The sequence below is a fragment of the Sulfurimonas sp. genome (assembly GCF_023228785.1).
GTDB lineage: Bacteria > Campylobacterota > Campylobacteria > Campylobacterales > Sulfurimonadaceae > Sulfurimonas.
This window is the reverse complement of record NZ_JALOAN010000012.1, coordinates 38,670-62,348: the sequence shown is the minus strand read 5'-3', so window position 1 is coordinate 62,348 and position 23,679 is coordinate 38,670. Positions and strand designations below refer to the sequence as shown.

Annotated in this window: 29 protein-coding genes; 20 read left to right on the top strand and 9 right to left on the bottom strand. The window is 34.1% G+C overall.

What is annotated here, in order from left to right; all coding sequences use genetic code 11:
• The first annotated feature begins 139 nt into the window (after positions 1-139).
• From M0Q24_RS04800 to M0Q24_RS04770, 7 genes are all read left to right on the top strand, one after another.
• Positions 140-451: an EF-hand domain-containing protein gene (locus M0Q24_RS04800; RefSeq protein WP_295047950.1), complete on the top strand. Its 312-nt coding sequence runs from the start codon at positions 140-142 to the stop codon at positions 449-451.
• 166 nt (positions 452-617) lie between these two features.
• Positions 618-1,019 carry a DUF1924 domain-containing protein gene (locus tag M0Q24_RS04795; RefSeq protein ID WP_295047948.1) on the top strand — a complete coding sequence of 134 codons (402 nt, stop codon included), beginning with the start codon at positions 618-620 and terminating at the stop codon, positions 1,017-1,019.
• 10 nt (positions 1,020-1,029) lie between these two features.
• A complete protein-coding gene (locus M0Q24_RS04790; RefSeq protein WP_295047946.1) occupies positions 1,030-1,536 on the top strand; it encodes a diheme cytochrome c in 507 nt (168 codons plus the stop codon).
• A gap of 12 nt (positions 1,537-1,548) precedes the next feature.
• On the top strand, positions 1,549-2,661 hold the full coding sequence (locus M0Q24_RS04785) for a cytochrome b/b6 domain-containing protein (RefSeq protein WP_295047944.1): 1,113 nt from the start codon (positions 1,549-1,551) through the stop codon (positions 2,659-2,661).
• The gene (locus tag M0Q24_RS04780) at positions 2,627-3,025 is read left to right on the top strand and encodes a Spy/CpxP family protein refolding chaperone (RefSeq protein ID WP_295047942.1); all 399 of its coding nucleotides are present in this window, start codon (positions 2,627-2,629) and stop codon (positions 3,023-3,025) included. Before M0Q24_RS04785 ends, M0Q24_RS04780 begins: the two co-directional genes overlap by 35 nt.
• Positions 3,018-3,683: a response regulator transcription factor gene (locus tag M0Q24_RS04775; RefSeq protein ID WP_295047940.1), complete on the top strand. Its 666-nt coding sequence runs from the start codon at positions 3,018-3,020 to the stop codon at positions 3,681-3,683. Before M0Q24_RS04780 ends, M0Q24_RS04775 begins: the two co-directional genes overlap by 8 nt.
• Before the next feature lies 1 nt (position 3,684).
• A complete protein-coding gene (locus M0Q24_RS04770; RefSeq protein ID WP_295047938.1) occupies positions 3,685-4,878 on the top strand; it encodes an ArsS family sensor histidine kinase in 1,194 nt (397 codons plus the stop codon).
• A gap of 41 nt (positions 4,879-4,919) precedes the next feature.
• Here M0Q24_RS04770 and fliL read toward each other — a convergent pair whose 3' ends face one another.
• The 6 genes from fliL to M0Q24_RS04740 all read right to left on the bottom strand — a co-directional run bounded on the left by fliL (position 4,920) and on the right by M0Q24_RS04740 (position 9,300).
• Positions 4,920-5,465 carry a flagellar basal body-associated protein FliL gene (gene fliL / locus M0Q24_RS04765; protein ID WP_295047936.1) on the bottom strand — a complete coding sequence of 182 codons (546 nt, stop codon included), beginning with the start codon at positions 5,463-5,465 and terminating at the stop codon, positions 4,920-4,922.
• A gap of 51 nt (positions 5,466-5,516) precedes the next feature.
• Entirely contained in the window at positions 5,517-6,173 is a 657-nt protein-coding gene (locus tag M0Q24_RS04760; RefSeq protein ID WP_295047934.1) for a carbonic anhydrase, read from the bottom strand.
• A gap of 4 nt (positions 6,174-6,177) precedes the next feature.
• The gene (locus tag M0Q24_RS04755) at positions 6,178-6,438 is read right to left on the bottom strand and encodes a hypothetical protein (RefSeq protein ID WP_295047932.1); all 261 of its coding nucleotides are present in this window, start codon (positions 6,436-6,438) and stop codon (positions 6,178-6,180) included.
• 71 nt (positions 6,439-6,509) lie between these two features.
• Positions 6,510-7,856, bottom strand: a complete 1,347-nt coding sequence (radA, locus tag M0Q24_RS04750; RefSeq protein WP_295047930.1) for a DNA repair protein RadA — start codon at positions 7,854-7,856, stop codon at positions 6,510-6,512.
• Position 7,857: 1 nt separating this feature from the next.
• Entirely contained in the window at positions 7,858-8,733 is an 876-nt protein-coding gene (ftsY, locus tag M0Q24_RS04745; RefSeq protein ID WP_295047929.1) for a signal recognition particle-docking protein FtsY, read from the bottom strand.
• 12 nt (positions 8,734-8,745) lie between these two features.
• Positions 8,746-9,300: a TlpA disulfide reductase family protein gene (locus tag M0Q24_RS04740; protein ID WP_295047927.1), complete on the bottom strand. Its 555-nt coding sequence runs from the start codon at positions 9,298-9,300 to the stop codon at positions 8,746-8,748.
• Positions 9,301-9,362: 62 nt separating this feature from the next.
• Here M0Q24_RS04740 and M0Q24_RS04735 point away from each other — a divergent pair, with 62 nt between their 5' ends.
• Both M0Q24_RS04735 and rny read left to right on the top strand, forming a co-directional pair.
• Positions 9,363-9,923 carry a 5-formyltetrahydrofolate cyclo-ligase gene (locus M0Q24_RS04735; RefSeq protein ID WP_295047925.1) on the top strand — a complete coding sequence of 187 codons (561 nt, stop codon included), beginning with the start codon at positions 9,363-9,365 and terminating at the stop codon, positions 9,921-9,923.
• A 16-nt stretch (positions 9,924-9,939) separates the two neighbouring features.
• Positions 9,940-11,508 (top strand): ribonuclease Y, encoded by a 1,569-nt coding sequence (gene rny, locus M0Q24_RS04730; protein ID WP_295047923.1) that lies wholly within the window; start codon positions 9,940-9,942, stop codon positions 11,506-11,508.
• A gap of 240 nt (positions 11,509-11,748) precedes the next feature.
• On the opposite strand, the gene M0Q24_RS04725 is transcribed toward rny, so the two are convergent.
• Complete coding sequence (locus tag M0Q24_RS04725) at positions 11,749-12,480, bottom strand: molybdopterin-binding protein (protein ID WP_295047921.1); 732 nt, start codon at positions 12,478-12,480, stop codon at positions 11,749-11,751.
• Positions 12,481-12,485: 5 nt separating this feature from the next.
• Entirely contained in the window at positions 12,486-13,376 is an 891-nt protein-coding gene (locus tag M0Q24_RS04720) for a cation diffusion facilitator family transporter (protein WP_295047919.1), read from the bottom strand.
• 246 nt (positions 13,377-13,622) lie between these two features.
• Here M0Q24_RS04720 and cmoB point away from each other — a divergent pair, with 246 nt between their 5' ends.
• Both cmoB and M0Q24_RS04710 read left to right on the top strand, forming a co-directional pair.
• Positions 13,623-14,504, top strand: a complete 882-nt coding sequence (cmoB, locus tag M0Q24_RS04715) for a tRNA 5-methoxyuridine(34)/uridine 5-oxyacetic acid(34) synthase CmoB (RefSeq protein ID WP_295047917.1) — start codon at positions 13,623-13,625, stop codon at positions 14,502-14,504.
• A 12-nt stretch (positions 14,505-14,516) separates the two neighbouring features.
• Positions 14,517-14,990 carry a hotdog domain-containing protein gene (locus tag M0Q24_RS04710; RefSeq protein WP_295047915.1) on the top strand — a complete coding sequence of 158 codons (474 nt, stop codon included), beginning with the start codon at positions 14,517-14,519 and terminating at the stop codon, positions 14,988-14,990.
• A gap of 3 nt (positions 14,991-14,993) precedes the next feature.
• On the opposite strand, the gene M0Q24_RS04705 is transcribed toward M0Q24_RS04710, so the two are convergent.
• The gene (locus tag M0Q24_RS04705; protein WP_295047913.1) at positions 14,994-15,587 is read right to left on the bottom strand and encodes an MBL fold metallo-hydrolase; all 594 of its coding nucleotides are present in this window, start codon (positions 15,585-15,587) and stop codon (positions 14,994-14,996) included.
• A gap of 132 nt (positions 15,588-15,719) precedes the next feature.
• Between M0Q24_RS04705 and M0Q24_RS04700 the strand changes: the two genes are divergently transcribed.
• From M0Q24_RS04700 to proS, 9 genes are all read left to right on the top strand, one after another.
• On the top strand, positions 15,720-16,496 hold the full coding sequence (locus M0Q24_RS04700; RefSeq protein ID WP_295047911.1) for an NAD+ synthase: 777 nt from the start codon (positions 15,720-15,722) through the stop codon (positions 16,494-16,496).
• 16 nt (positions 16,497-16,512) lie between these two features.
• Positions 16,513-17,634 (top strand): DegT/DnrJ/EryC1/StrS aminotransferase family protein, encoded by a 1,122-nt coding sequence (locus tag M0Q24_RS04695; protein WP_295047909.1) that lies wholly within the window; start codon positions 16,513-16,515, stop codon positions 17,632-17,634.
• Positions 17,595-18,551: a tetraacyldisaccharide 4'-kinase gene (locus M0Q24_RS04690; RefSeq protein ID WP_295047907.1), complete on the top strand. Its 957-nt coding sequence runs from the start codon at positions 17,595-17,597 to the stop codon at positions 18,549-18,551. Before M0Q24_RS04695 ends, M0Q24_RS04690 begins: the two co-directional genes overlap by 40 nt.
• Positions 18,548-19,399 (top strand): acetylglutamate kinase, encoded by an 852-nt coding sequence (argB, locus tag M0Q24_RS04685; RefSeq protein ID WP_295047905.1) that lies wholly within the window; start codon positions 18,548-18,550, stop codon positions 19,397-19,399. Before M0Q24_RS04690 ends, argB begins: the two co-directional genes overlap by 4 nt.
• 65 nt (positions 19,400-19,464) lie before the next feature.
• The gene (locus M0Q24_RS04680) at positions 19,465-19,755 is read left to right on the top strand and encodes a DUF2018 family protein (protein WP_295047903.1); all 291 of its coding nucleotides are present in this window, start codon (positions 19,465-19,467) and stop codon (positions 19,753-19,755) included.
• Between the two features lie 7 nt (positions 19,756-19,762).
• Positions 19,763-20,176, top strand: coding sequence for a hypothetical protein (locus tag M0Q24_RS04675; protein WP_295047901.1), 414 nt, complete (start codon positions 19,763-19,765; stop codon positions 20,174-20,176).
• Positions 20,177-20,186: 10 nt separating this feature from the next.
• The gene (locus M0Q24_RS04670; RefSeq protein WP_295047899.1) at positions 20,187-21,074 is read left to right on the top strand and encodes a polyprenyl synthetase family protein; all 888 of its coding nucleotides are present in this window, start codon (positions 20,187-20,189) and stop codon (positions 21,072-21,074) included.
• Positions 21,074-22,378 carry a glutamyl-tRNA reductase gene (gene hemA / locus M0Q24_RS04665; protein WP_295047897.1) on the top strand — a complete coding sequence of 435 codons (1,305 nt, stop codon included), beginning with the start codon at positions 21,074-21,076 and terminating at the stop codon, positions 22,376-22,378. The genes M0Q24_RS04670 and hemA overlap by 1 nt, the downstream gene beginning before the upstream one ends.
• Positions 22,375-23,679 (top strand): proline--tRNA ligase, encoded by a 1,305-nt coding sequence (gene proS / locus M0Q24_RS04660; RefSeq protein ID WP_295047895.1) that lies wholly within the window; start codon positions 22,375-22,377, stop codon positions 23,677-23,679. The genes hemA and proS overlap by 4 nt, the downstream gene beginning before the upstream one ends.

Below are 23,679 nucleotides of genomic sequence, written 5' to 3'. Positions count from 1 at the left end.
TAATTTGCTTTTTTAGCTCTTCGTGGTTTATCAAACTCATGTGTAAATCCTTATAAATAATTCACTTGATGACTATATCAAATAAATTCAATTTTTAAGGTTTACACAGTTAGATTTACACTCTCAAAGGAGTTTCGTTATGCAAATATTTAGTAAATATATAAGATTATTTCTTGTTGCGCTAAGTTTGTTGTTAGTTACGCCTGCTATTGCTCAAAATGGAGGGCGTAATATGCCAACTTTTGAGAGCTTTGATTTAAACAATGATGGTACGCTCACAGAGAAAGAGATGAATGAGGCGAGAGAGATAAGGGCAAAAGAGCGCCAAGAAGAAGGCAGAATGCAAAGGAATGCCAAAAACCATTATGAGTTTTCAAGAATTGACTCAAACGAAGATGGCGTAGTCAATAAAAAAGAGTTTGAAGATCATCAAACTAGAAGAAAAAGATAATAAATTTTGCATGCTTTTTTTGCATGCCAATCTGCTATAAAATATAATAACCACCCTCCTACTGCTATGACTTCTTATTATTGTTAAGAGGTTGTCAAGAAAACTAACATAAATAATTGACACAATCATTTTATACTTCTGGCATATACAAATAAAGGAAGAAAAAATGAAACTTATATTTGCTCTGTTGTTGTTTTTAACTATCTCCTCTGCTTCGGTTGTAGATGAGTATTTAAACACTCTTACCAAAGAGGCAAAAATTGAAAATCCAAGTTTTAGTGGATTTGATTTAAAAAAAGGCGAAGAAATTTTTACCTCAAAGCATATAGGAAAAAAAGGCAAAGAGGTCTCCTGTGTATCTTGTCATGGAGATGACTTAAGCAAAACTAGTAAAAATTTTTTTACTGCAAAAGAGATTGAACCGCTCTCTCCTACAGCAAATTCACAAAGATTTAGCGAAGTTAAAACAATTGAGAAATGGCTAAGAAGAAACTTTAATGATGTGTATAACCGTGAGGGAACAGCTCAAGAAAAAGGTGATGTAATAACATACATCATCAACAAATAAGGAGTCAAAGATGAAGTTATTAATTTTATTAGCCGCACTAGCGAGTGTAGTTTTAGCATCAAGTTACGATAAAAAAGGTGTTGCTGTGGCAACGGACAAACTATATATAAAAGAGTGCGGCGCATGTCACTTTGCATATCAACCCGGACTTCTTCCAGCAAACGCTTGGCAGAAGATGATGTCAAATCTTGAGAATCACTTTGGCTCTGATGCCTCTTTGGCAAAAGAGGATTTTGACTCTATATCTAAGTATTTAAATAAAAATAGTGCTGAAAAGTTTATGAACTACAAAAGAAGTGCTAGAATTGTAAATAGCCTAAGAGTGGGAGAAGTTGCAGACTCTATATCAAAAACTCCTTACATGATTGAAAAGCACAAAAAGATAAGAGAAGACCTTATAACACAAGAAGAAGTTAAAGGGATATTTAACTGCACCGCCTGTCATACCACAGCGCAAAAAGGCATATACAGCGAGAAAGATATTATGATTCCAAATTTTGGAAGATGGGAAGATTAAGGAGATACTACAATGAAGTCTTATATATGGTCGCTTCCTACTAGAGTCTTTCACTGGCTCTTTGCAGTGCTAATTCTGCTTGCTTTTTTAACGGATGATGATAAGTTACTAAATTATCATGCGCTTATCGGCTATGGGATTTTAACTCTTTTGGTTTTTAGATTTTTTTGGGGCTATCTTGGTCCAAAGTATTCAAAATTTAAAGATTTTCCGATGGCGATTAAGGATGTAAAAGAGTTTATAGTAAATATTTTTAATCCCAAACAGAAGTATATAGGACACAATCCTATTGCCTCGTATGTGATGATTGGTATATTTATAGTAGCTTTTATCACTATACTCACTGGAATTTTAACATTTGGCGTTCAAGAGGGAAAAGGCTTACTTTCCTCGTTAAATAGCACTTTTTTTAAAAAAATGGAACTATTTGAAGATATACATGAGTTTTTATCCGGAGTTTTGATTGCTCTAATAGTTTTGCATCTACTGGGTATCTTAAGTGATAGAGTGCTTCATGCAAAACATGAGACGCTAAAATCTATATTTAGCGGATATAAAGTGACAGATGAGAATGAGGGTATCAAGCTAAATATTTTTCAAAAACTTATAGCTGCGCTATTTTTGGTTATATTTATTGCTTTTTTGCTCTTTAATCTTACAACCCCATCTAACCCGTTAATTGCTTCAATGTATAAACCCATAGATTATAAAAAACAAAATGAGCTTTTTGTTAAAGAGTGTGCTTCCTGCCACACACTATATCCACCGCATACCCTGCCTAAAAGGTCATGGCTAGCTTTAATGAGTAATCTAGAAAACCACTTCGAAGACGATGCTTCATTAAGCGAAGAAGAGAACAAAAATATTTTGGATTTTTTGCTAAAAAATAGCGCTGAGAGCTCAACTCAAGAGGTAAGTGTTAAGATTTTGGATTCGCTAAAAAATAAAGATATAATAGCAATAACCCATACAGATTTCTTCAAAACTAGGCATAAAGATATCTCAAAAAAAGTTTTTGAGTGTGTTGATGTTAAAAGTAAAGCAAATTGTAAAGCGTGTCATAGCGATATAGAACAAGGATTGATTGAAGATGATAAAATTAAAAATATTCGTGCTTTTATGTAGTCTGTTTCTCTCCCTTTCGCTTTTTGCAGATGATGATTATGAGCACAAAAAAAATCATATATATAAAAATCTAGACTATTTAAACCTAAACGAGCACCAACATAAAGAGATGAAAGAGATATTGATAGATTACAGAAAAAAATATGAAAAATTTTATAAGAAAAAAGATAAAAGAGAAAAAAAGCTCCAAGAACTTATTAAAGAAGAAAAGTTCGACAAAAAAGAGTATAAAAATATTATTAAAGAGATAAATGAAAAGGCAGTTGAGCTAGAGATTGATACACTAAAAGAGATTCACTCTATTTTATCAGCTTCGCAACGTAAAAAATTTTCATACTATCTGCAGGAGTGGAGGGTTGAATAAAAAAGTTTTACTTATAGAAGATGACCTGCAGATGCAAAGTTTGATAACCGAGTACTTAAAGGGCTACAGTTTTACTTGTTATGCGTTTGCACATCCGCAAGATGCGATAAAAGAGCTTGAGAAACACAACTCTTACTCTATTGTTATTTTAGACTTAATGCTTCCTGATATTGATGGTTTTGATGTTTTAAAACGTATTAAAAGTATATCTGATATTCCAGTTATTATCTCTTCAGCAAGAGGAGATATTGGAAACAAGATACATGGTTTTGATTTGGGTGCTGATGATTATCTGGCAAAACCTTATGAGCCAAGAGAGCTAGTGTTAAGAATAGAACATATACTAAAAAAAGGTTTACGCTCAAAAACTATGGTAGGAGAGTTTACTATTGACAAAGCAAACAGAGAGGTTTTTTTAGATGATTACTCTATTGAGTTTACAAAAATAGAGTTTGAAATATTTATATTTTTAGTACAAAACAGAGATAAAATATCCTCAAGAGAACAGATTTTAAATGCAACTTCTCTGAATGAAAACACAAAAAACAGAACAATTGATACGCACATAAGCAATATTAGGAACAAAATAGGTGACGACCCTAAAGAGCCCAAATACATCAAGTCCGTCTGGGGTATCGGCTATAAGTTTGTGAACTGAGATGTCAATAATTAAAAAAATATCAATACTATTTTTAATAAGTTTTATTCTTATGAGCATAATAGGGTTTTGGATTGACACCATCAACTCCAAAAGGATAGATGATTTGATAAAAGATAAATATCTAAAAATTTCAAATGAGATATTTCAAAATATTGATAATAAAGATAGAATTGAGAGCCTAATAAACAAATACGATTTAAAAAAAGTTGAGGCTAAGGATGAAAGGAGAGGAGAGGTTCTGTACTATGAAAAGCACACTTTTGGTTTCATCTCAATAAAAAAAGCCTCTTTTGAAGATGAATTTATCATAGAGATAAATTTTCTTGATGAAAGTTATACGCTAAGGACACCCAACGAAGAGAATATAAATGACAAATTAAAGTTAAATACTCTTATATTTTTAGATATTTTAGTTTTATTTCTTATATTTTTGTATCTGCTAAAGCTGCTCTCTCCACTTAAAAAAATTACAAAAAAGATTGAAAGTTTCTCAAGTGGAAATTTTAACAGCAGGATAGAGATAGTCTCCAATGATGAGATGGGAACACTTGCAAACACTTTTAATAAAATGGCGAAGTCCTTAGAAGAGCTTATAAAAAGCAAAGAGGAGCTACTGCGAGATATAGGGCATGAACTCAGAACTCCTATAGCAAAAGGGAAGTTTGTCATCCAAAAAATAGAAAACATAGAGCAAAAAGAGTTGCTCAAAAAGATATTTTTGGATTTAGAGATTTTAACAAATGAGCTAATAGAGCTAGAGAAGCTAAACTCTACAGAGCTAAACATCTCAACCTTTAGTGCTGAGACACTCATAACAGAGGCGCTTAGCAAGCTCTATATCAGCAATGAGGCAAATATCACACTTGAGATAGAAGATAATTTTAAAATAGAAGCCGATCTACACTATCTTTCCATAGCGTTAAAAAATCTAGTGGACAATGCACTAAAATACGCCGTGGAGTTGCCAATTACTCTAAGAGTTTCTAAACAAAATATATATATAATAAATAGAGGTAAAAAACTCTCAAAAGGGCTTGATTACTATTTAAAACCATTTACACAGGAGCTCTCACAAAGGGATGGTTTTGGACTTGGACTTAGTATTGTGAGTAAAATCATAAATAAGCATAACTTTTCCTTGAGCTATTTACATAAAGATAAGGAAAACATTTTTTGCTTAGACTTTTCCTAACAACAAGAAGCCCTATGATAAAGAGCTTTAACAAAACTTACTTACTGAACAACAAATTCAGTAAAGTATATGCCTTTTATGCGACCATCTGAAGTCATTGCATTTAAAGTTTCCATGATTTGATCACTTACTTTTTGTTTACCTTTTTTAGAAGAGATCTCTTCTAGGGACTTTGATGTTAGTATTCTAATGACTCTATCTCTAATAACTGGAGACTTATTGTCAAGTTCCATACTTAACTCTTTTCCTTCAAGCTCAAGCGACATAGTAACTTTGAGATATCTACGACCTGAATCACTCTTTAAGTTTACTGTAAATGTATCTAGTGGATATAAAATACCAATATCATTCAGTTTTCTAGAGTCACTATACTCATCTGAACTTTGTCTAGTTGAAGGTGCTCTTTTTTCATTAGTTTGAGGTGCAACTTGGTTGTTTGCAGGTACATTATCATTTCCCATAAGCATAAATGCAACTATCGCACCAACGATAATAATGAGAACTAAAACAACTATGATAACTATTATCAACATATTGTTAGATTTTTTTTCTGTAACTGTATCTTGAATATTTTCTTCTTCTGCCATAATTTTTCCTTAAAATATTATTTTGCTAGTATATCGCAATATCTAAAATATTTATGAAATATCGTTCATATTAGCCAAGTCTTTTAGAGGTGAAAACTCATATGCTTCTGCATTGTAGTATTTGATCTCGCCAGTTTCTATATCATACAACCATCCATGAATAGAAAGTTCTGATGCTTCAAAAGCCTTTTTTACCAATGGATATGTTAAAATATTTTCTAGCTGCTTCATAACAGATAGCTTTTCTGTGAGTCTATATAGTTGGTCTTTGTTCGCATCAGCGCCTAGACTTAAGATTGCATTCATTTTAGCGCTATTTCCAAGTTCAAGCCACTTCTTTGTATGAATTAAGGATGGGTCACTTATATCTTTGTAAAGACTGCTAATAGCTCCACAATGAGTATGTCCACAGATAATTATTTTTTTTACATTTAAAACACCAACTGCGTATTCAATTCCAGATGCAGTGGCATGATAATCTTCATCCGGTTTGTATGGAGGAACAAAGTTTCCTACATTCCTGATAACAAAAAGATCTCCTGGATCTGACTGAATCATTAGATCTGGTATAACTCTAGAGTCAGAACAACCAATAAAAAGAGCTTTTGGGCTTTGTCCACTTGAAACTAATTTTAGTAAAGACTCTCTATTTTTTTTAAAATATGATTTGAAAAGTTCGTTGCCATGGGCATACTCTTCTAAATTCATCTATTTAAATACACTTTGTAATCTCTAAAGCTTTGATTATCTCTTCAAAGATACTTCCAGCTTCACGATTATTATCATCATGGTATTCTATTACTAAAACTTCTCTGCCACCAGAGATACTAGTTGTGTAAGTTTCAGGTTGTTTTTTATGCTTTTTAATTATATTTGCAACGCAGTAATTTACCCGTTGTTTCTCTTCATCGCTTTTGTAAGCCAATGATAGCCTAGAAAATCTTTCTTCGCTTCTAAATTCAGCATCTATCATCGATATCCTTTTTTTATATGTTTTGAAATTATAGTCAATATAGTTTTAAAAATCTACAAACGAGTAAAAAATCAATACCATTCTATAAGTTTTGTTACTTCATCTACTATAAAAACTTTCATACTACTTTTTTCAAGAGGTTTCTTCGCTACTAATGCCTTTGTAATATTTTGCATTTTAGCCTCTTTTAGTCTAACATCAAGACCATAAACATCTCTTACATCTCCAACTAGTGAGACTTCACCGATAAAAACAGTCTCTTTAGATATTGCACGATTTTTAAAACTACTGATGATGGCAGCTAAGACTGCCAGATCTGCACTTGTTTCTGTTATCTTAATGCCTCCAGTAATATTTATAAAAACATCATAACCAGATAGTGGGATCTCTAATTTTCTCTCTAGTAATGCTAAGAGCATATTTAGTCTGTTAGTATCAAAACCCGTAGCTTGTCTTTTTGAGTTTGGAGTATGAGACTCTGAGACTAGAGCTTGAACTTCAAGGATAATAGGACGAGATCCTTCCATTACTACGGTTAGAGCAGATCCAGCTTGCTCGGAATTTCTGTTGAAAAATCTTGAGGCTACATCGGTAGCTGAGACTAAACCATCACTTCTCATCTCAAAAACACCTATCTCACTAGTTGGTCCAAAACGATTTTTAAAACCTCTTAGTATTCGAAGTTCTTGAGATGAATCGCCCTCAAAATAAAGAACTGTATCGACCATATGCTCTAGCACTCTAGGTCCTGCGATCGAACCTTCTTTTGTGATGTGACCTATGATAAAAATTGCGATATTTCTCTCTTTTGCTACTCTCATAAGCTCAAACGTGATCTGTCTTACTTGTGTAACAGATCCAGGGGCAGAAGTGATGTTTTCTGAGTAGATTGTTTGTATGGAGTCGATGATTAGAAACTCATAAGATCTATGCTCGAGTTCAGATAAGATCTGCTCTAGTCTAATCTCACTTAGAAGATAGAGAGTGTTCTCATTTGATTTTAGACGATTTGCACGAAGTTTTATCTGTGAAGCTGACTCCTCTCCTGTTACATAGAGAACATTTTTACCACAAGATGCAATATTTGAGGCCACTTTTAAAAGTAGGGTAGACTTACCAACTCCAGGACTTCCACCTATGAGAGTGAGAGATCCAGGGACTATGCCGCCACCCAAAACACCATCGAGCTCAACATCTAAAGAGCTATATCTATAGACTTCATCTTCTATAATGTCGTTTATGCTTATCGCTTTTGAGGCTTGACTTGAACTAGTTTTTGTCTTTTTTACTACTTCTTGTTGATGTTCATTAAGCTCAATAAACGAATCCCATGCAGCGCAGTTAGTACACTTTCCCATCCATTTTGGAGTCGTTAATCCGCAATGCTGACACTCAAAGAGGATTTTTTTCTTAGCCATTTTACTCTTCTATAAAGATGGCATCAAGCAGAGTATCTACAAACTCATACTTATCAAAAGGAGTGAGATCTTCACTCTTTTCACCAGTTCCAACAAACAAAATAGGAAGCTCTAGCGCGTAAGCAATGGAGAAAACTGAACCACCTTTTGCAGTTCCATCTAATTTTGTGATGATGATGCCATCTATGCCTATCATCTCATTAAAAGCTTTTGCTTGTGAAATAGCGGAATTTCCTTGTGTTCCATCAAGTACTAAGATAGTTCTATGTGGAGCACCATTATGAGCTTTATCACAAATTCTTTTTATCTTTTTAAGCTCATTTGATAGGTTTGTTTGAGTGTGAAGACGACCTGCTGTATCGATGATAACATTGTCAAAACCTTTAGATTTTGCGGAGTCTATAGTGTCATATGCTACTGCTGAAGAGTCGTGCCCTTGAGATGATGCAACTATAGGTACATCTATCTTTTTTGCCCAAAGAGTTAGTTGTTCAATCGCAGCTGCACGAAAAGTATCACCAGCACCTAGGATAACTTTTTTGCCTTCATTTTTGTATTTAAGAGCTAGTTTTGAAATGGTTGTTGTCTTTCCAGCACCATTTACTCCAACTATCAGTTCAACAAAAGGAGCTGTAAACTCTGGCTCTTTGTAACTAGTGTAAGCTAGAGTTGCTAGAAGTTTTGAGCGAAGTATCTCTCTTGTGATTTTCTCTTGATAGGTCTCGTTTAAGATCTTCTCTATTAGTTCATATTCAACATCAGCTTCTAGTAAAATATCTTCTATCTCATCTTTTGAAAAAACTACTTTTTTCTTTGGTACTACGCTTTTTATGGCATCAGCAGTCTTAGATAGAGAATTTTTTATAAAGCCAAACATCTTTTTAAACCCTTACTTATTTATAGCAAGTTTGATATCACTCTCTATTAGTTCTTCTTCTATTGAGCCTATAAAGTGATTTATATATTTACCATCTTTATAGAGTGCCATTACAGGGATTGGGTATCTGTCTCCAAGTTTAAGTTCATTTACAATAGTGTCAGCTAAACGACGATTTTGATCTGAGTTTACAAGAGTATAGTTTGCGTTGTATTCATTTCTAAAGTCAAGTAGTTTAGAGTTCTCTATGCCTTCTTCTATAGATATTCCTATGACTATGAGGTCATCTTTATACTTCTCTTGAAGTGAAGTTAGATGAGTAGCAGCTCCACGACATGGTGGGCACCAAGTAGCAAAGATATCAAAAAGAACAACCTTGCCTTTTGCATCCTTGAGTATAAAGTCAGAGCCTTCTTTTTTTACAACATATTGCTTGTTATCAAGCGCAGTTAGAACAAACTCATTTTTTGAGATTAAGTTATTTGCTTCTACAGGTTTTTCATCGCTACATGCAACAAAAAACATAGCTGACGCTAAAAGAAGCGAAGTAATGGTTTTTTTGAACATTTAAAGTGCCTTTGTTGATTAATTATTGTAAAATATGCGAAATTATAACCGAAAGTTTTTATATGAGTCTTACAAAATCGATATTTAGACGCAATTGTATCAAAAAGATGAAAAATGCCCCAAGGTCAACTAAATACTATAGAGATGCAATAATAAATAAGCGACTCTTAAAAGAGATAAAGAGATTAAAACCAAAGTCTATTTTGTTTTACTATCCATTAGAATTTGAAGCAGATATAAGAAAAACACTCTTAAGCGTTCGTAAAGTTTGTGATGTTTATCTGCCATTTATGCAAGATAAAAGTTTTAAAGTAGTACCATTTAGATTACCGCTAAAGAGAAAGAATTTTGGTATTTACGAAGCGGGAAATACACTAAGAAATATAAATAAAATTGATATAGCCATAGTACCTGCGGTTGGGGTTGATGGTAAATTACAGAGAATAGGTTTTGGAAAAGGAATGTATGATCGTTTTTTTGAAAGATTGAAAAAAAAACCATATACCATCTTTGTGCAACCAGACATTTGTTTTACAAAAGAATATATATGTGATGAATATGACATCGCATGTGATTTACTATTGACACCAAAAATTATAAAAAGACGAAGTACTAAGGGCTAAGAGAACAGGAAAAAAAATGTTTAATGAGATACTAATAGGTGGCTCAGTTGCCACTATAAGTGGTCTTTTTGGTTTTTTTATCTCTAAGAAAATTACTCATGCAAATTTTGATGTTTTTGTTGATAAAGCAAAAGCAAAAGCTAGTGCTATAGAAAATGAAGCACAACACCTTTTACACAAGTCAAATCTAAGAGCTCAAGAGATTGAGTTTGAAGCTAAAAAAGAGTTTGATAGTGTAAAAGAGCGAGCGAAAGTTCACTTGAGTCAAAGAGAAGATGATGTTTCAAAAAAAGAGCAGAGTTTTAAGAGATATAAACAAAATGAAGAGAAAAGACTTCGTGATGAAGTAAGAGTTTTAGAAGCTAAAAAGATAGACTTAGATAGAAATGAAAAGTCACTAGAAGCCCTAAAGAAAAGGTATGAAGAGAAGATTGATGAAGCACTTCATGCGGTAGAAAATAGTGCGGGAATGACTCAAGATGAAGCCAAAAAAGTTTTACTTGAGAGTATAGAAGAGAAGAGCCGTGCTGATGTAGCGCACATAGTAAGGCGCTATGAAAATGAGGCGAGAGTTGAGGCTAAGAAAAAAGCAAACTATATTTTAGCTCAAGCTACAAGCAGATATGCAGGTGAATTTGCATCAGAGAGATTAACAAATATTGTTCACCTAGAAGATGATGAACTAAAGGGTCGCATCATAGGCAAAGAGGGTAGAAATATAAAGGCGTTAGAGACTCTACTTGGTGTAGATATTATTATAGATGACACGCCAAATGCTATTTTAGTTAGTAGTTTTAACTTGTACCGCAGGGCAATAGCGACAAAAACACTTCAACTTCTTATAGAAGATGGAAGAATTCAACCAGCTAGAATAGAAGAGATTTTTGAAAAAGTCTCAGAAGAATTTGAAGATAAAATATTAAGTGAGGGCGAAGAACTTATATCAGATATGGATATAGGATCTATGCATCCTGAACTTATAAAGCTTATTGGAAAGCTTAGATATAGAGCTAGTTATGGACAAAATGCATTAGCACATACTATAGAGGTGGCGTATTTAGCTGGAATTATGGCATCAGAGATGGGCGGAGATGTAAGACTTGCAAAACGAGCAGGCTTGCTTCACGATATAGGAAAATCTTTAACTCATGAGAGTGATGGAAACCATGTAGATCTAGGAGTAGAAGTTTGTAATCGTTATAATGAACATAGTGTGGTCATAAACGCTATATATGCTCATCATGGGCATGAAGACATGAACTCAATAGAGTGTGCGGCAGTTTGTGCAGCAGATGCACTCTCAGCTGCAAGACCAGGGGCAAGACGTGAAGTTTTAGAGAGTTTTCTAAAAAGGGTAACTCTCATTGAAGAGATAGCATCTGGATTTTCTGGAGTTAGGCAAGCCTATGCGATAAATGCAGGTCGTGAAGTAAGAGTTATTGTAAATGCTACTCTTGTAAACGATGATGAATCTGTACTTATCTCAAAAGAGATAGCAAAAGAGATAGAAGAAAAAGTGCAATATCCTGGCGAGATAAAAGTAAATGTTATTAGAGAGAGCCGTGCTGTAGAGTATGCTAAGTAGAGTTAAGACTTTTATGGCTTTAAAAAATCTCAAGAGACCCTGAATCAAGTTCAGGGTGACGAAGCGGTGGTTAGGATGCTGGAATAATGGAATTTATGGTGCTGGAGTGGTGACATTGTAAACTCGAGACCGTAAAATAAACTCCATAATTTTCGTCATTGCGGGCTTGACCCGCAATCTGATCAGGAACTTAAAGCCTATAGAAATTTTAAAATATATGAGACTCTAGCTACTGAGAGTCTAAAGTAGCCTATACTCAATATCGTTCTTCTTTAACTCATCTTCAAACATAGCGAAGTATTCTCTAACTTCATTCTTATCATATCCACTCAAAGACAATTCAACATTTGGTTTTTTATCTATAAACATTGGAAGTGAAGATAGTTCTATATGCGGAGGAAGTAGCCTCATTTTAGCTATTAGTGTCTCTTCGCTTGTTTTAGCTAGAAGTGTTACTCTATGCCTCAGTGGACTATTTGCACAAAGTTTTGAGATAACATCTCGTATCATTGGATGTGCCATCTCAGGAAAACCAGGAGTGAAAAAAAATCTATTTTCTAAAGAGAATCCTGACATATTATTTACTGGATTAAAAAGTAGATCTGAGTTTTGTGGTAGATCTGCCATCTGAACTCTGTTAGGATAAGCTCTCTCGCCAAATCTATCTAAGATATCTTTTAGAAATTCTTTGTGTCTCTCTAGAGGCTTTGATGTGAAAATGTCAGCTGCAATCTCTCTTGTAAGATCATCAGGCGTACAACCAATCCCACCAAATGAAAACATTACCGACTCTTTATCAGCTTTAATCAGCTCAAAACAGTTTTGAAGTAGTTTTGTCTCATCTCTTACAATAAATGATGCAAAGAGTTCATGACCATACTTTTTTAACTCATCACGAACAAAATTAAAGTGCTTATCTTCTCTTCTGCCGTTTAATATTTCAGTTCCAATAATAAGAGCGTAAAATTTCATATCTTTTAATATCCTTCTTCTGTATCATTTATCTCAGAATCATCATATGGATCCATGTGTATGAGTGTGTGTACAATTTTATCATCAAAAATAGCTTTAATCTTTGCTTCAACTCTATCGGCTACTAAATGTGCGTCATATAAAGATACGCTTACATTAAAAACAGCGTGAACAGAGACATAAACGTGAGAGCCTGATATTCTAGTTTTTAAGTAGTGATAGTCGTTTAACTCTTCTGCATCTAAAACATCTTGAATCTTTTGTATATCTTCTTGTGGAAGGGCTACATCTAAGAGCATAAGAACTCCCTCTTTTATGATAGGAATAGCAGAGTAGATCATATATATGGCTATAAGAATTCCTAAAATAGGATCTATTAACTGCTCACCAGTATATGCGATAAGACCTAGAGCTAAAAGAATGGCACCGTTTGAGAAGAGGTCTGTTTTGTAGTGAAGTGCATCAGCTCTTATAACCATGTTGTCTGTTTTTTTTGCAACATAATTTAAAAACAAAACAAGTCCTAAAGTTATAATAATTGAAGCTGCCATTACCCAAATACTGCTTTGCATAAACGACATCTCTCTAGGATGAGCAATCTTTACAAGGGCTTCATAAAAGATGAAGATAGCTGAAAAAGATATAATACTTCCCTCGACTACAGCGGCAAGAGGCTCTATCTTACTTCTTCCGTAGTTAAATTTATCATCAGGATTTTTCTCAGATGTATTTAAAGCAAAGTAGTTGAAGAGTGAAACAATAAGATCTAAACAACTATCAATAGCAGATGCTAAAACAGCGATAGAACCACTTAAAATTCCCACTGTCATCTTCATCAAAACTAAAACTGCTGCGACTGAAGTCGAGACAACAGTAGCCTTTTTTTCTAATCTCATTAAAATCCCTTAATTTTACTTTGTCACGGTATTGATAGTAATCCCGATACTTACGCCCTCTGGCTCCAACGCTCTGCGTGGGAGCCTATATATAACACCTAAAAATATAGATAAGTTCCAACGCGGAGCATTGGAACTAGCGAAGGGTTTCCTTCACTTTATTTTGTCACGCGATTTTGTATTATATTATTGTTCATTATAATTTTTGGTACAATTGTAACAAAATTTACTGATATAAAGATTGATATGAACCTAGATGAGATAAGAAAAGATAGACAAAAGTGGATGACATGGAAAAACATAAAGCCACTTCGTGATGCATTAGAGGCTTTGCCAAATGGTGGTTTTAAAGTTGAGTTAGAAGATGCTATAAAAATAAGTTCAGATAAGCCTTGTGATATTTATGAAGTTGCAAAACTTTTGATGCCGTGGAGAAAAGGTCCTTTTGATGTTTGTGGCACATTTATAGATGCGGAGTGGAGGAGCAACATCAAGTATAATCTGCTAAGAGGGCATTTTGATTTAAAAAATAGAAGAGTTGCCGATATAGGATGCAACAATGGATATTATCTTTTTCGTATGCAAGAGGACAATCCAAAGACTCTAGTAGGTTTTGATCCTTCTCCTCTTTATAAGACGCAGTTTGATTTTATAAACCATTTTGTAAAAAGCGACATTGTTTATGAACTCTTAGGCGTTGAGCATCTTGAGTTTTATGAAGAGAAGTTTGATACTATTTTTTGTTTAGGTGTTTTATACCATAGAAGTGATCCTGTTGCCATGCTTAAGTCTCTATATCGTGGACTTGATGAACAAGGCGAGGTTATTCTTGATACCTTTTATATCAAAGGAGATGAAGAGATGGCACTCTGTCCAAAATCTTCTTACTCAAAGATACCAAATGTCTACTTCGTTCCAACAATCCCAGCTCTAAAAAACTGGTGCCATAGAGCTGGGTTTAGTAATTTTGAAGTTTTAGAGACTATGCAAACAGATACAAGTGAGCAGAGGAAAACTTCGTGGATAGAGGGGCAATCATTAGAAGATTTTTTAGATCCACAAGATAATACGAAAACTGTAGAGGGTTATGATGCTCCTGCTAGAGTATATGTACGACTGATAAAATAAATAAGGTTAATTATGAATGAAGAAAATGACAAAGATCTAGAACTAGATGACTATAGAGAAGACGAACAAAACTCAGTAATACTTAACACACATGAGAATATAAATCGTGATTTGTGTGGAGAGATTATGAGGATAGAACAAGGTTATGTAGAACTTCGTCTGACTACAAGTTCTGAGATGGTTGCAGATGATCAAGGACTTATTCATGGTGGTTTTATCTTTGGAGCTGCTGACTTTGCGGCGATGGCTGCAGTGAATGAAAAGAATGTTGTCTTAGTTGGTGCTGATACTCATTTTCTCTCACCTGTAAAATTTGGAGATGAGATTAACTTTGTGGCTAGAGTTAGACATAAAGAGGGAAGAAAAAGAAATGTTTATGTTGAGGCTCATGTCTTAGATATAAAGATATTTCATGGAGAATTTAGAACAGTAATAACTGAAAAACATGTCTTAAAGCTTAAGCTTCTCGACATAGAGAAGTCTTAAACTTTAAAGGGTTTGGATCCAGTAATCTGTATAGGCTTGTTCTTGTTTTATGGTAGTAGTTCCTCCATGACCAGGATACAAAGTCTTGTCAAAATCTAGCTCTTTAAATCTTTGTAGAGATGTTTTCATATCTTCTGGTGATGAGTATGGAAAGTCTGTTCTACCGATAGATCTCTCAAAAATAAAATCCCCACTAAACATTGCATCTCCTATCTCTATCATAGAAGTACCACCACTGTGACCCGGGAAATGATGGAATTTTACCTTTACTCCATCAAAATCAAACTCTTCATTTGGTTTAACCTCTACATCTGCAGTTGATGGCGGAAGTGATGGCATCCAAGAGCTATCTTGAAGCATCATTACATCATCTTTTGGTGTATAGAGTGGTATCTTTAAACTTTTTTGCAATTCATTATTTGACCAAACATGATCAAAATGACCGTGAGTGTTAAGGATAGCTACTGGATTTTTAACATTTTGCTCTACCCAAGAAGTTGCATCAACTCCTGGATCTATAATGAAGTCTTTATTGTCAATCGTTACAATATAACAGTTGGTTTGGTAGTCTCCCATGGCTTGAACTTTTATTTTCATAATATCTCTTTTTTGTTTGGATTGTAACAAAATAATATAAAAAATAAAACTAAATATTCATTTGTGCAAATTGTGCATTATTTTTGATATAATAATTTTAGTTAAAGATTTTTAAAGGTTAGCGAAAAAAATATGAATAAATATGCCCACATAGCAGAATCTTTAAAAGGATTTTTAAGAGCTGAAGTTACAAAAAGAGGTTTTGATAGAGTCATTGTTGGACTTAGTGGTGGTCTAGATTCTGCTGTTGTTGCAGTACTAGCGCAGAGAGTTTTTAAAGATGATCTCTTGTGCGTTAAAATGCCATCTCAATACTCATCACAGAGTTCATTGACAGATGCAGATACACTATGCAAAGACTTCTCTATAAAAGCCGTTGCAGCTTCTATAGAGCCGATGCTAAGAGCATATGAAGAGTTAAATCCAGATATGGATAGGTTAAGAGTAGGGAATTTTTCAGCTCGTATGAGAATGTCTACTATCTTTGATATATCCGCTAGAGAAAATGCTCTAGTTTTGGGTACTAGTAACAAAAGTGAGTTAATGTTAGGTTATGGAACTCTTTATGGAGATCTAGCTTGTGCGATAAACCCCATAGGAGATCTATATAAAAGTGAGATCTACAAGTTAGCTAAGTATTTAGGTGTCTCAAAAGCTATTATCAACAAGGCTCCCTCTGCCGATTTATGGCAAGGACAGAGCGATGAGGATGATTTGGGTTATACTTATGCACAGATTGATATTGCTTTGAGACTTTTGGTCGATGAGAAATTAAGTAAAGAAGATATTTTAAAAAAGGGCATAGATAGAGAGATGTTAGAGATGATTACAAAAAGAGTCACAAACAATAGCTTTAAATTAGAGATGCCAAAAATTGCAAAAATCAATAGAGAAGAGTTTAGAAATTAACTTGAAGGAAGATATGATGAAAATAACTTTTAGTAGATATGAAAGTGGACGAGAAGAACATGGAAATGTAGCAGATGTTTTAGATGCTGAAGATTTAGATCAAGTATCAAAACTTGAAGATGAATTTTCATCTTATATAGGTTGTAAATATGCACTTGCAACTTCTCATGGAACTTCAGCCTTGCATTTAGCCATGATAGCACTTGATTTAAAAAGAGGCGATAAAGTAATCTGTAGTGTAAATGCTTTTGTAAATGTAGCTGAGGTTGTAAGACACTTTGATGCTGAGCCAGTTTTTGTGGACATAGAAGCAAAAAACTACAATATAAACTTAGATCTACTAGAAGCTTATTTAGAAGATAACCAATCAAAAAAATTAAAAGCAGTTATAGTTACACACATAGCTGGTTTTAGCGTGGATCTTGACAGATTATATTCTATTGCTAAGATTTATAATGTCAAAATAGTAGAAGATGCAAGTGAGGCTCTAGGTGCTTCATATCAAGGTCAAAAGATAGGTTCAACCGGTGCTGATATAACTTGTTTTAACTTCTCTCCGCATTTAAAGAAAAATGTATGTAATGGTGGAATGTTAGTTAGTGATGATGATGAGATTATAGATAGAGCTAAACTTTTAAGAAAACATGCAATAGTTAGAGATGAAGATGCACTCGAATATATCTATGATGTTGTAGATATTGGAAATGATTATATTATGAGTGAGCTTAGTGCTGCATATATTAGAGCGCAACTTAAAAAGCAAGACTCAAATATAAAAAGACAGCAAGAAATAGCGAAAATATATAGCGATGCACTTGCATCAACTGCTCATGTAACTATTCCAGATATGAGCAACGAAGAGCACCCATTTTCACTCTACATTATAAAAGTAGATAAAAATCGTGACTCTTTTGCCCTAGAGCTTAAAAAAGTTGGTGTTGAGTGTGGACTTCACTATATTCCACTACATCTTTTATCTTATTATAAATCAAAATATTCTCTAAAAATAAATAATTTTCCTATAGCACTTAAAAGTTTTCAGCAAGTTCTCTCTCTGCCAATTTATGCGAATATGAATGATGAAGAAGTTAAATTTGTTTGCCAAAAGGTAAAACAAATAGCCAAAACAAGAGTTTAAGAGAGTTGAAGAAGAGGTTAGTTTTTTGGGTTGAGAGATACTTCTACAAGCCAACTCTTTTTGATAATCTTCTCTCTTTTTTACTTCTTCCTCTTAGTTGGATCTACTGCTTTGCTATGTTTGTTCGCTTTAAGAGCAAAGAAGTAAAAGATTTTAACATCGATATAGTTAGTGTTGGAAATCTAAGTGTTGGTGGAAGTGGAAAAACTCCTCTTGTGACAGCTCTCGCCTCAAGATATGAAAATTCAGCAGTGATTCTTCGTGGTTATGGGCGAAAAAGTAGAGGGCTTTTTGTAGTAAAAGAAGATGATAAGATCTTATGCGATGTGAACATTAGCGGAGATGAAGCTATGATTTATGCAAAAAATCTCTCCTCTGCCATAGTAATAGTAAGTGAAGATAGAAATATAGCTATACAAAAAGCTAGAGATCTAGGAGCAAAGATAATTTTTTTAGATGATGCTTACTCAAAGCATGATATAAAAAAACTGGACTTTCTTATAGAAGTAGATGCAAAAAACAAAAGATGTTTGCCCTCAGGCGCATTTAGAGAGAGACTTTGGGCTAGTAAAGATGCAATAACTTTAAAAGAAAACAGAGATTTTAAAAGAGTAGTGCATCTTAGAGATAAAAGTGATAAAATGTCACTTGTAACTGCAATCGCAAGACCCTCGAGACTTGATGAATATCTACCAGCGAATGTAGTGCAAAAACACTACTTTGAAGATCATCACTCATATACAAAGAGTGAATTAGAAGATATCTTGAAAAATGATGGCTCAGAGACACTTTTAGTGACGTATAAAGATTTTGTAAAAATTGAGGCTTTTAATTTGCCTATTTCTTTACTAGATCTAGAAGTAGAAGTAGATGACGCAGTATTTGATTTTATTGATAATTATAGGATGAGAGATTGAAAAAAAAGATAGAAACAGTAAAAACACTCCTTGATGCACTACCCTTTATAAAAGAGTTTAGAGATGAGATAGTTGTTATTAAATATGGCGGTTCAGCTCAAACATCAGCACAGTTAAAAGAGAAATTTGCAGAAGATATACTGCTAATGTATTTAGTTGGGATCAAGCCAGTCATAGTTCATGGTGGTGGATCTAAAATAACAGAGATGCTAGATGCTCTGAGTATTGAGTCGAAGTTTATAGAGGGTCAAAGAGTTACAACTAAAGAAGTTATGCGAATCGCTGAGATGATACTAAGTGGAGAGATAAACAAAGAGATAGTCTCACTTTTAAACTCCCATGGTGCAAAAGCCATCGGTATTAGTGGTAAAGATGCTCATTTTATAACAGCAAAAGCAAAAGACTTTGCAAAGTGGGGACTAACTGGAAATATAAATGCAGTAAAACCTATAGTCATAACTAAACTAATTGCTGATAATTTTGTTCCTGTTATTGCTCCAATAGCAGCAGGTCAAGAGATGGGACACCCTGGATTTAACATAAATGCAGACTTGTGTGCATCATATGTTGCAAAAGCGATAGGTGCAAATAAAATCATCTTCTTAACAGATACCCCAGGTGTTTTAAACAAAGATAAAGAGCTACTAGAGACTCTAACAAGAGATGAGATAGAAGCCCTAAAAGCTGATGGAACTATCCACGGGGGGATGGTGCCAAAGGTTGATGCTTGTCTTGAAGCTATAGAGGGTGGAGTTAAAAAAGCCCATATCATAGATGGGAGAATAGAACATTCAATGATTTTAGAACTCTTCACTACAGAGGGTGTTGGAACACAAATTATTTTGTGAAAGAAGTAGTTAATAAATGAATTGTATAATCAAGAAATATATAAAAAAAACCAAGGGATTATAAAATGTCAAAATACAGTGCACTATTTGAAGATGAAGATGATGTGTTTTTAGGTTCACCTACAAGTAAATTAATGGATATACTTTTTAATGCTAATAATGATGTTGTTAGATTTGATTTGGAAAACTTTATGAAAAAAAGAGCTGCGATGGAACTACTTTTAGAAGAGCATTTAGGCGAAGATTTTCTTAATAAAGTGGATCAGTTTATACTATCAAATCAAGATGAAGTAGAAAATAAACTAAAGAGTCTTAGTATAGAGTTGATGGGTGAGATAGTATCTAAAAGTGAATAGGTTTTAGATGAAATTTTTACAAGTTTTTTTTCTTTTAGTCCTTATCTCTAGCCTAAGCCTTGGCGATGAGCAGAGAGAAAAAAGGACAATATCCCTAGCAAAGGATGAACAAAAGAAAATTCTTGTAAAATACGAAGGTAATTCAAAACTCTTTAAATTTAGCTGGACACTATACAAAAACCGAGGATTGGTAGTTCATCGCTCATATGATAAAATTGTAGCTCAAAACATACTCTATAATAAAGCGAGAAGTCGTTTCTTTAGAGTTGAGCTAAGAAGTCGTGGAGCAAATAGTTTCAATCCTCCATATCTGCTAGTTAAATTTAAAGAGTTTGATTATGAAACAAAAAAAGCCATATTTGAGCTTTTTTTGTATGACAGAGATCTTGAGATAAGACTCGAAGATCTTAATAATTCTTAAAGAGGTGTGAATGCAAAGAGTTGAGCGTGAAATTGCTAAGCTTATAAAAGAGGTTGATTATGATGAAGTTACTCATCTGTTTAATAAACTCACAGGTGGAAAAAGACTTCGTGCAAAACTAATCCTAAAGATAGCACCAGAACATGAGAAAGCCCCGCTATTAGCGGCTATAGTTGAACTTATCCACGCGGCTAGTCTGCTTCATGATGATGTTATAGATGAAGCTAGTACTAGAAGAGGCGTTAAATCTGTAAATGCAACTGATGGAAGTAAAATAGCTATAATGCTTGGCGATATCTTGTACTCGAAGGCTTTTACTGCACTAGTGGAGTTTGATAAAGAGATCGCAAAAGCAATATCTTCTTCTGTTACTTCACTTAGTAAGGGTGAGATGAAAGATGTAAAAATGGCGGAAGAGTTTAATGAAGATGAAGATAAATACTTAGATATGCTCTACCTAAAGACTGCAACTCTTATAGAAGCAGCGGCATACGCATCTGCTCTTTTAGCAAATAAAGATGCACAAAAACATGCTATATATGGTCGAAATCTTGGACTCTCTTTTCAGATAATAGATGATATTTTAGATATTACCTCAGATGCAGCTACTCTTGGTAAACCATCTATGAATGACTTTGTAGAGGGAAAATGTACACTCCCTTATATATATCTCTATAAAGAACTAGAAGACAAAGACAAATCAAGACTAAAGAGTTCACACGCAAAATCTATTGATGAAGACGAAACTCTTTGGATAAAAATTAAAATGCAAGAGCATGGAAGTATAGAAAAATCCTTTCTTCTTGCAAAAAAACTATCTTCAGATGCTATGGATGCTGTAAAAGGCGATGAAGAACTAACCAAAATCTTACAAACTATGATAAAAAGAAGTTACTAATGCACTACTTAAATATAAGCTTTTCACACAAAAATTCAACTATGGAAATTAGAGAAAAACTCTCTTACCCAGATGATGAGCATCTCCATGCTTGTTTGAGTAAGCTAAACGAGAGCGAAGCTATAAGTGAATCGATACTTATCTCAACCTGTAATAGAATGGAGATATTTTGTAGTTGTAGTGATATAGTGGCAGCTACACAACATATCTTTGAAAAACTTACAGCTCGAGCTGGGATCTCTATGGAGGAGCTAGAGGGTCGTGCTGATATATTTGATGATAGTAGCGCTATTCATCATCTCTTTAGTGTTGCATCTTCACTTGATTCTATGGTTGTTGGTGAGACTCAAATAGCTGGACAACTCAAAGATGCATTTAGATTCTCTTACGATAAGGGTCACTGTGGTCAAAAACTAGCTCGTGCAATGCATAATGCTTTTAAGTGTGCAGCACAGGTTAGAAATGCAACTGATATCTCTTCAAAACCAGTCTCAATTGCAAGTGTAGCCGTCGCTAAATTAAAGTCAGTCTTAGAGAGTGTTGAAGGAAAAAAAGCTTTAGTTATTGGTATTGGAGAGATGTCAGAGATAACTGCAAAGCATCTAGTCTCAAACGGTGCAGATGTATATATAATGAATAGAACAAAAGAGACAGCATTTGTCTTAGCTGCAGAGTGTGGCGCTAAGGTTTTAGACTTTGACCAACTCTCAAAAGTTGTAAATGAGTTTGAGATTTTATTTACTGCAACTTCAGCACCTGGAGCTATTATCACTGATGAGATTATCAAGTCTTGTGATTTTGATAGATATTGGTTTGATCTAGCACTTCCTAGAGATATTAACTATCACAAGGGAGAGAGAATAAACCTCTACCAAATAGATGATCTAAGAACTATAGTTGATGAAAATAAGGGGCTTAGAGAGGATGAGGCTAGAAAGGCTCATACAATTGTGGGAAGAGCTACGGTTGCTTTTTTTGAGTGGTTAGATACTCTAAATATTGAGCCAATGATAAAAGATATCTACTCAAAAGCATATGAAGCTGCAAAGATAGAGAGCGATAGAGTTATAAAAAACAAATACATTCCAAAAGAGTATGAACAAGAGATCCGCAAGATGTCAGAACAGGTTATAAAACGCTTCTTGCACGATATGACTTCAAAAATGAGAAGCGTATCACAAGATTCAAAATCAGACATGATAACGGGAGCGATGCAGTTCTTGATAAAAAATGAAAAACAAGAGTTACCAGATAAATATAAATGTGAACATGCACTAAATGTTGCACAAAAGGGAAGCAAATGAGAAGAAGTAGAGCTTTCATACCAACTACAAAAGAAGTACCAGCCGATGCAACCCTGCCAAGTCACCAGTTTTTAGTTAGAGCTGGCTTTATAAACAGCCAAGGTGCTGGGCTTTATAACTTTTTACCTCTTGGAAAGATTGTACTAGAGAAGATTAGAACTATAGTAAAAGAGGAGTTAGATAGGGCAGGATGTAATGAAGTTCAGCTTAGCTTTGTAACTCCTATGAGTCTTTGGGAGCGAAGCGGAAGATGCGAGACTATGGGCAAAGAGATGCTTCGCATCAAAGATAGACATGAAAACTCGTTTGTTCTTAGTCCTACAAATGAAGAGGCTATGGTTGAACTTGTTAAAAACAGAGTAACAAGTTATAAAGATTTGCCGATAAATCTTTACCAAATAAATACAAAATTTCGGGATGAAGCAAGACCTAGATATGGGCTTCTTCGAGGTCGTGAATTTCTAATGAAAGATGGATACTCTTTTCATGCATCTGAGGATGATATGATAAGAGAGTTTCATCTTATGCAAGATACTTATAAAAAAATCTTTACAAGACTTGGGCTCGATTTTAGAGTAGTTGAGGCTGATAGTGGAGCTATTGGTGGAAGTGGAAGTAGAGAGTTTCATGTGCTGGCTGATAGTGGAGAGGATACCTTAGTAGTTTGCCAGAGTTGTGAATATGGTGCAAATATAGAGACTCTTTATGAAGATGAGCAAAAAATAGATGAGTTACAAGAGAAAAGTTACGAAGATCTACAAACTCAAAGTATTGAGGAGAGATGTTCATGTGGTGCAAAGTTAAGTTTTAAAAAAGGTATAGAAGTTGGACATATATTTCAACTAGGAACTAAGTACTCAGAGGCACTAGATGCAAATTTTAATGATGAGAATGGAAGAGCAAAACCATTTGAAATGGCAACATTTGGTATTGGAGTAAGCAGGTTAATAGCTGCTGTTATTGAGCAAAACCATGATGAAAATGGCTGTATTTGGACAAAAAGTACAACTCCATATATGGTAAATATTTTAGTCTCAAATATCAAAGATGAAGCTCAGGTAGAAGCTGGTGAAGAACTTTATAGCAAGCTAGTAGATAGCGGTGTTGAAGTTATGATAGATGATAGAAAAGAGAGATTTGGTTTTAAGATGAAAGATGCAGAACTTATAGGTTTTGTTTATACTATCATCATAGGTAAAGAGTTGTCAAATGGTTTAGTTGAGATTTATGATAGAAAAACAAAAGTAAAAACATCTGTTGAAGTAAGTGATGTTTTTGCTAAGATAATGGAACTTATATAA

Bases quoted from the DNA above. Each gene is read 5' to 3' on its own strand.
- M0Q24_RS04800 (WP_295047950.1), top strand. From the start codon at position 140: ATGCAAATATTTAGTAAATATATAAGATTATTTCTTGTTGCGCTAAGT.
- M0Q24_RS04795 (WP_295047948.1), top strand. From the start codon at position 618: ATGAAACTTATATTTGCTCTGTTGTTGTTTTTAACTATCTCCTCTGCT.
- M0Q24_RS04790 (WP_295047946.1), top strand. From the start codon at position 1,030: ATGAAGTTATTAATTTTATTAGCCGCACTAGCGAGTGTAGTTTTAGCA.
- M0Q24_RS04785 (WP_295047944.1), top strand. From the start codon at position 1,549: ATGAAGTCTTATATATGGTCGCTTCCTACTAGAGTCTTTCACTGGCTC.
- M0Q24_RS04780 (WP_295047942.1), top strand. From the start codon at position 2,627: ATGATAAAATTAAAAATATTCGTGCTTTTATGTAGTCTGTTTCTCTCC.
- M0Q24_RS04770 (WP_295047938.1), top strand. From the start codon at position 3,685: ATGTCAATAATTAAAAAAATATCAATACTATTTTTAATAAGTTTTATT.
- fliL (WP_295047936.1), bottom strand. From the start codon at position 5,465: ATGGCAGAAGAAGAAAATATTCAAGATACAGTTACAGAAAAAAAATCT.
- M0Q24_RS04760 (WP_295047934.1), bottom strand. From the start codon at position 6,173: ATGAATTTAGAAGAGTATGCCCATGGCAACGAACTTTTCAAATCATAT.
- M0Q24_RS04755 (WP_295047932.1), bottom strand. From the start codon at position 6,438: ATGATAGATGCTGAATTTAGAAGCGAAGAAAGATTTTCTAGGCTATCA.
- radA (WP_295047930.1), bottom strand. From the start codon at position 7,856: ATGGCTAAGAAAAAAATCCTCTTTGAGTGTCAGCATTGCGGATTAACG.
- ftsY (WP_295047929.1), bottom strand. From the start codon at position 8,733: ATGTTTGGCTTTATAAAAAATTCTCTATCTAAGACTGCTGATGCCATA.
- M0Q24_RS04740 (WP_295047927.1), bottom strand. From the start codon at position 9,300: ATGTTCAAAAAAACCATTACTTCGCTTCTTTTAGCGTCAGCTATGTTT.
- M0Q24_RS04735 (WP_295047925.1), top strand. From the start codon at position 9,363: ATGAGTCTTACAAAATCGATATTTAGACGCAATTGTATCAAAAAGATG.
- rny (WP_295047923.1), top strand. From the start codon at position 9,940: ATGTTTAATGAGATACTAATAGGTGGCTCAGTTGCCACTATAAGTGGT.
- M0Q24_RS04725 (WP_295047921.1), bottom strand. From the start codon at position 12,480: ATGAAATTTTACGCTCTTATTATTGGAACTGAAATATTAAACGGCAGA.
- M0Q24_RS04720 (WP_295047919.1), bottom strand. From the start codon at position 13,376: ATGAGATTAGAAAAAAAGGCTACTGTTGTCTCGACTTCAGTCGCAGCA.
- cmoB (WP_295047917.1), top strand. From the start codon at position 13,623: ATGAACCTAGATGAGATAAGAAAAGATAGACAAAAGTGGATGACATGG.
- M0Q24_RS04710 (WP_295047915.1), top strand. From the start codon at position 14,517: ATGAATGAAGAAAATGACAAAGATCTAGAACTAGATGACTATAGAGAA.
- M0Q24_RS04705 (WP_295047913.1), bottom strand. From the start codon at position 15,587: ATGAAAATAAAAGTTCAAGCCATGGGAGACTACCAAACCAACTGTTAT.
- M0Q24_RS04700 (WP_295047911.1), top strand. From the start codon at position 15,720: ATGAATAAATATGCCCACATAGCAGAATCTTTAAAAGGATTTTTAAGA.
- M0Q24_RS04695 (WP_295047909.1), top strand. From the start codon at position 16,513: ATGAAAATAACTTTTAGTAGATATGAAAGTGGACGAGAAGAACATGGA.
- M0Q24_RS04680 (WP_295047903.1), top strand. From the start codon at position 19,465: ATGTCAAAATACAGTGCACTATTTGAAGATGAAGATGATGTGTTTTTA.
- M0Q24_RS04675 (WP_295047901.1), top strand. From the start codon at position 19,763: ATGAAATTTTTACAAGTTTTTTTTCTTTTAGTCCTTATCTCTAGCCTA.
- M0Q24_RS04670 (WP_295047899.1), top strand. From the start codon at position 20,187: ATGCAAAGAGTTGAGCGTGAAATTGCTAAGCTTATAAAAGAGGTTGAT.
- hemA (WP_295047897.1), top strand. From the start codon at position 21,074: ATGCACTACTTAAATATAAGCTTTTCACACAAAAATTCAACTATGGAA.
- proS (WP_295047895.1), top strand. From the start codon at position 22,375: ATGAGAAGAAGTAGAGCTTTCATACCAACTACAAAAGAAGTACCAGCC.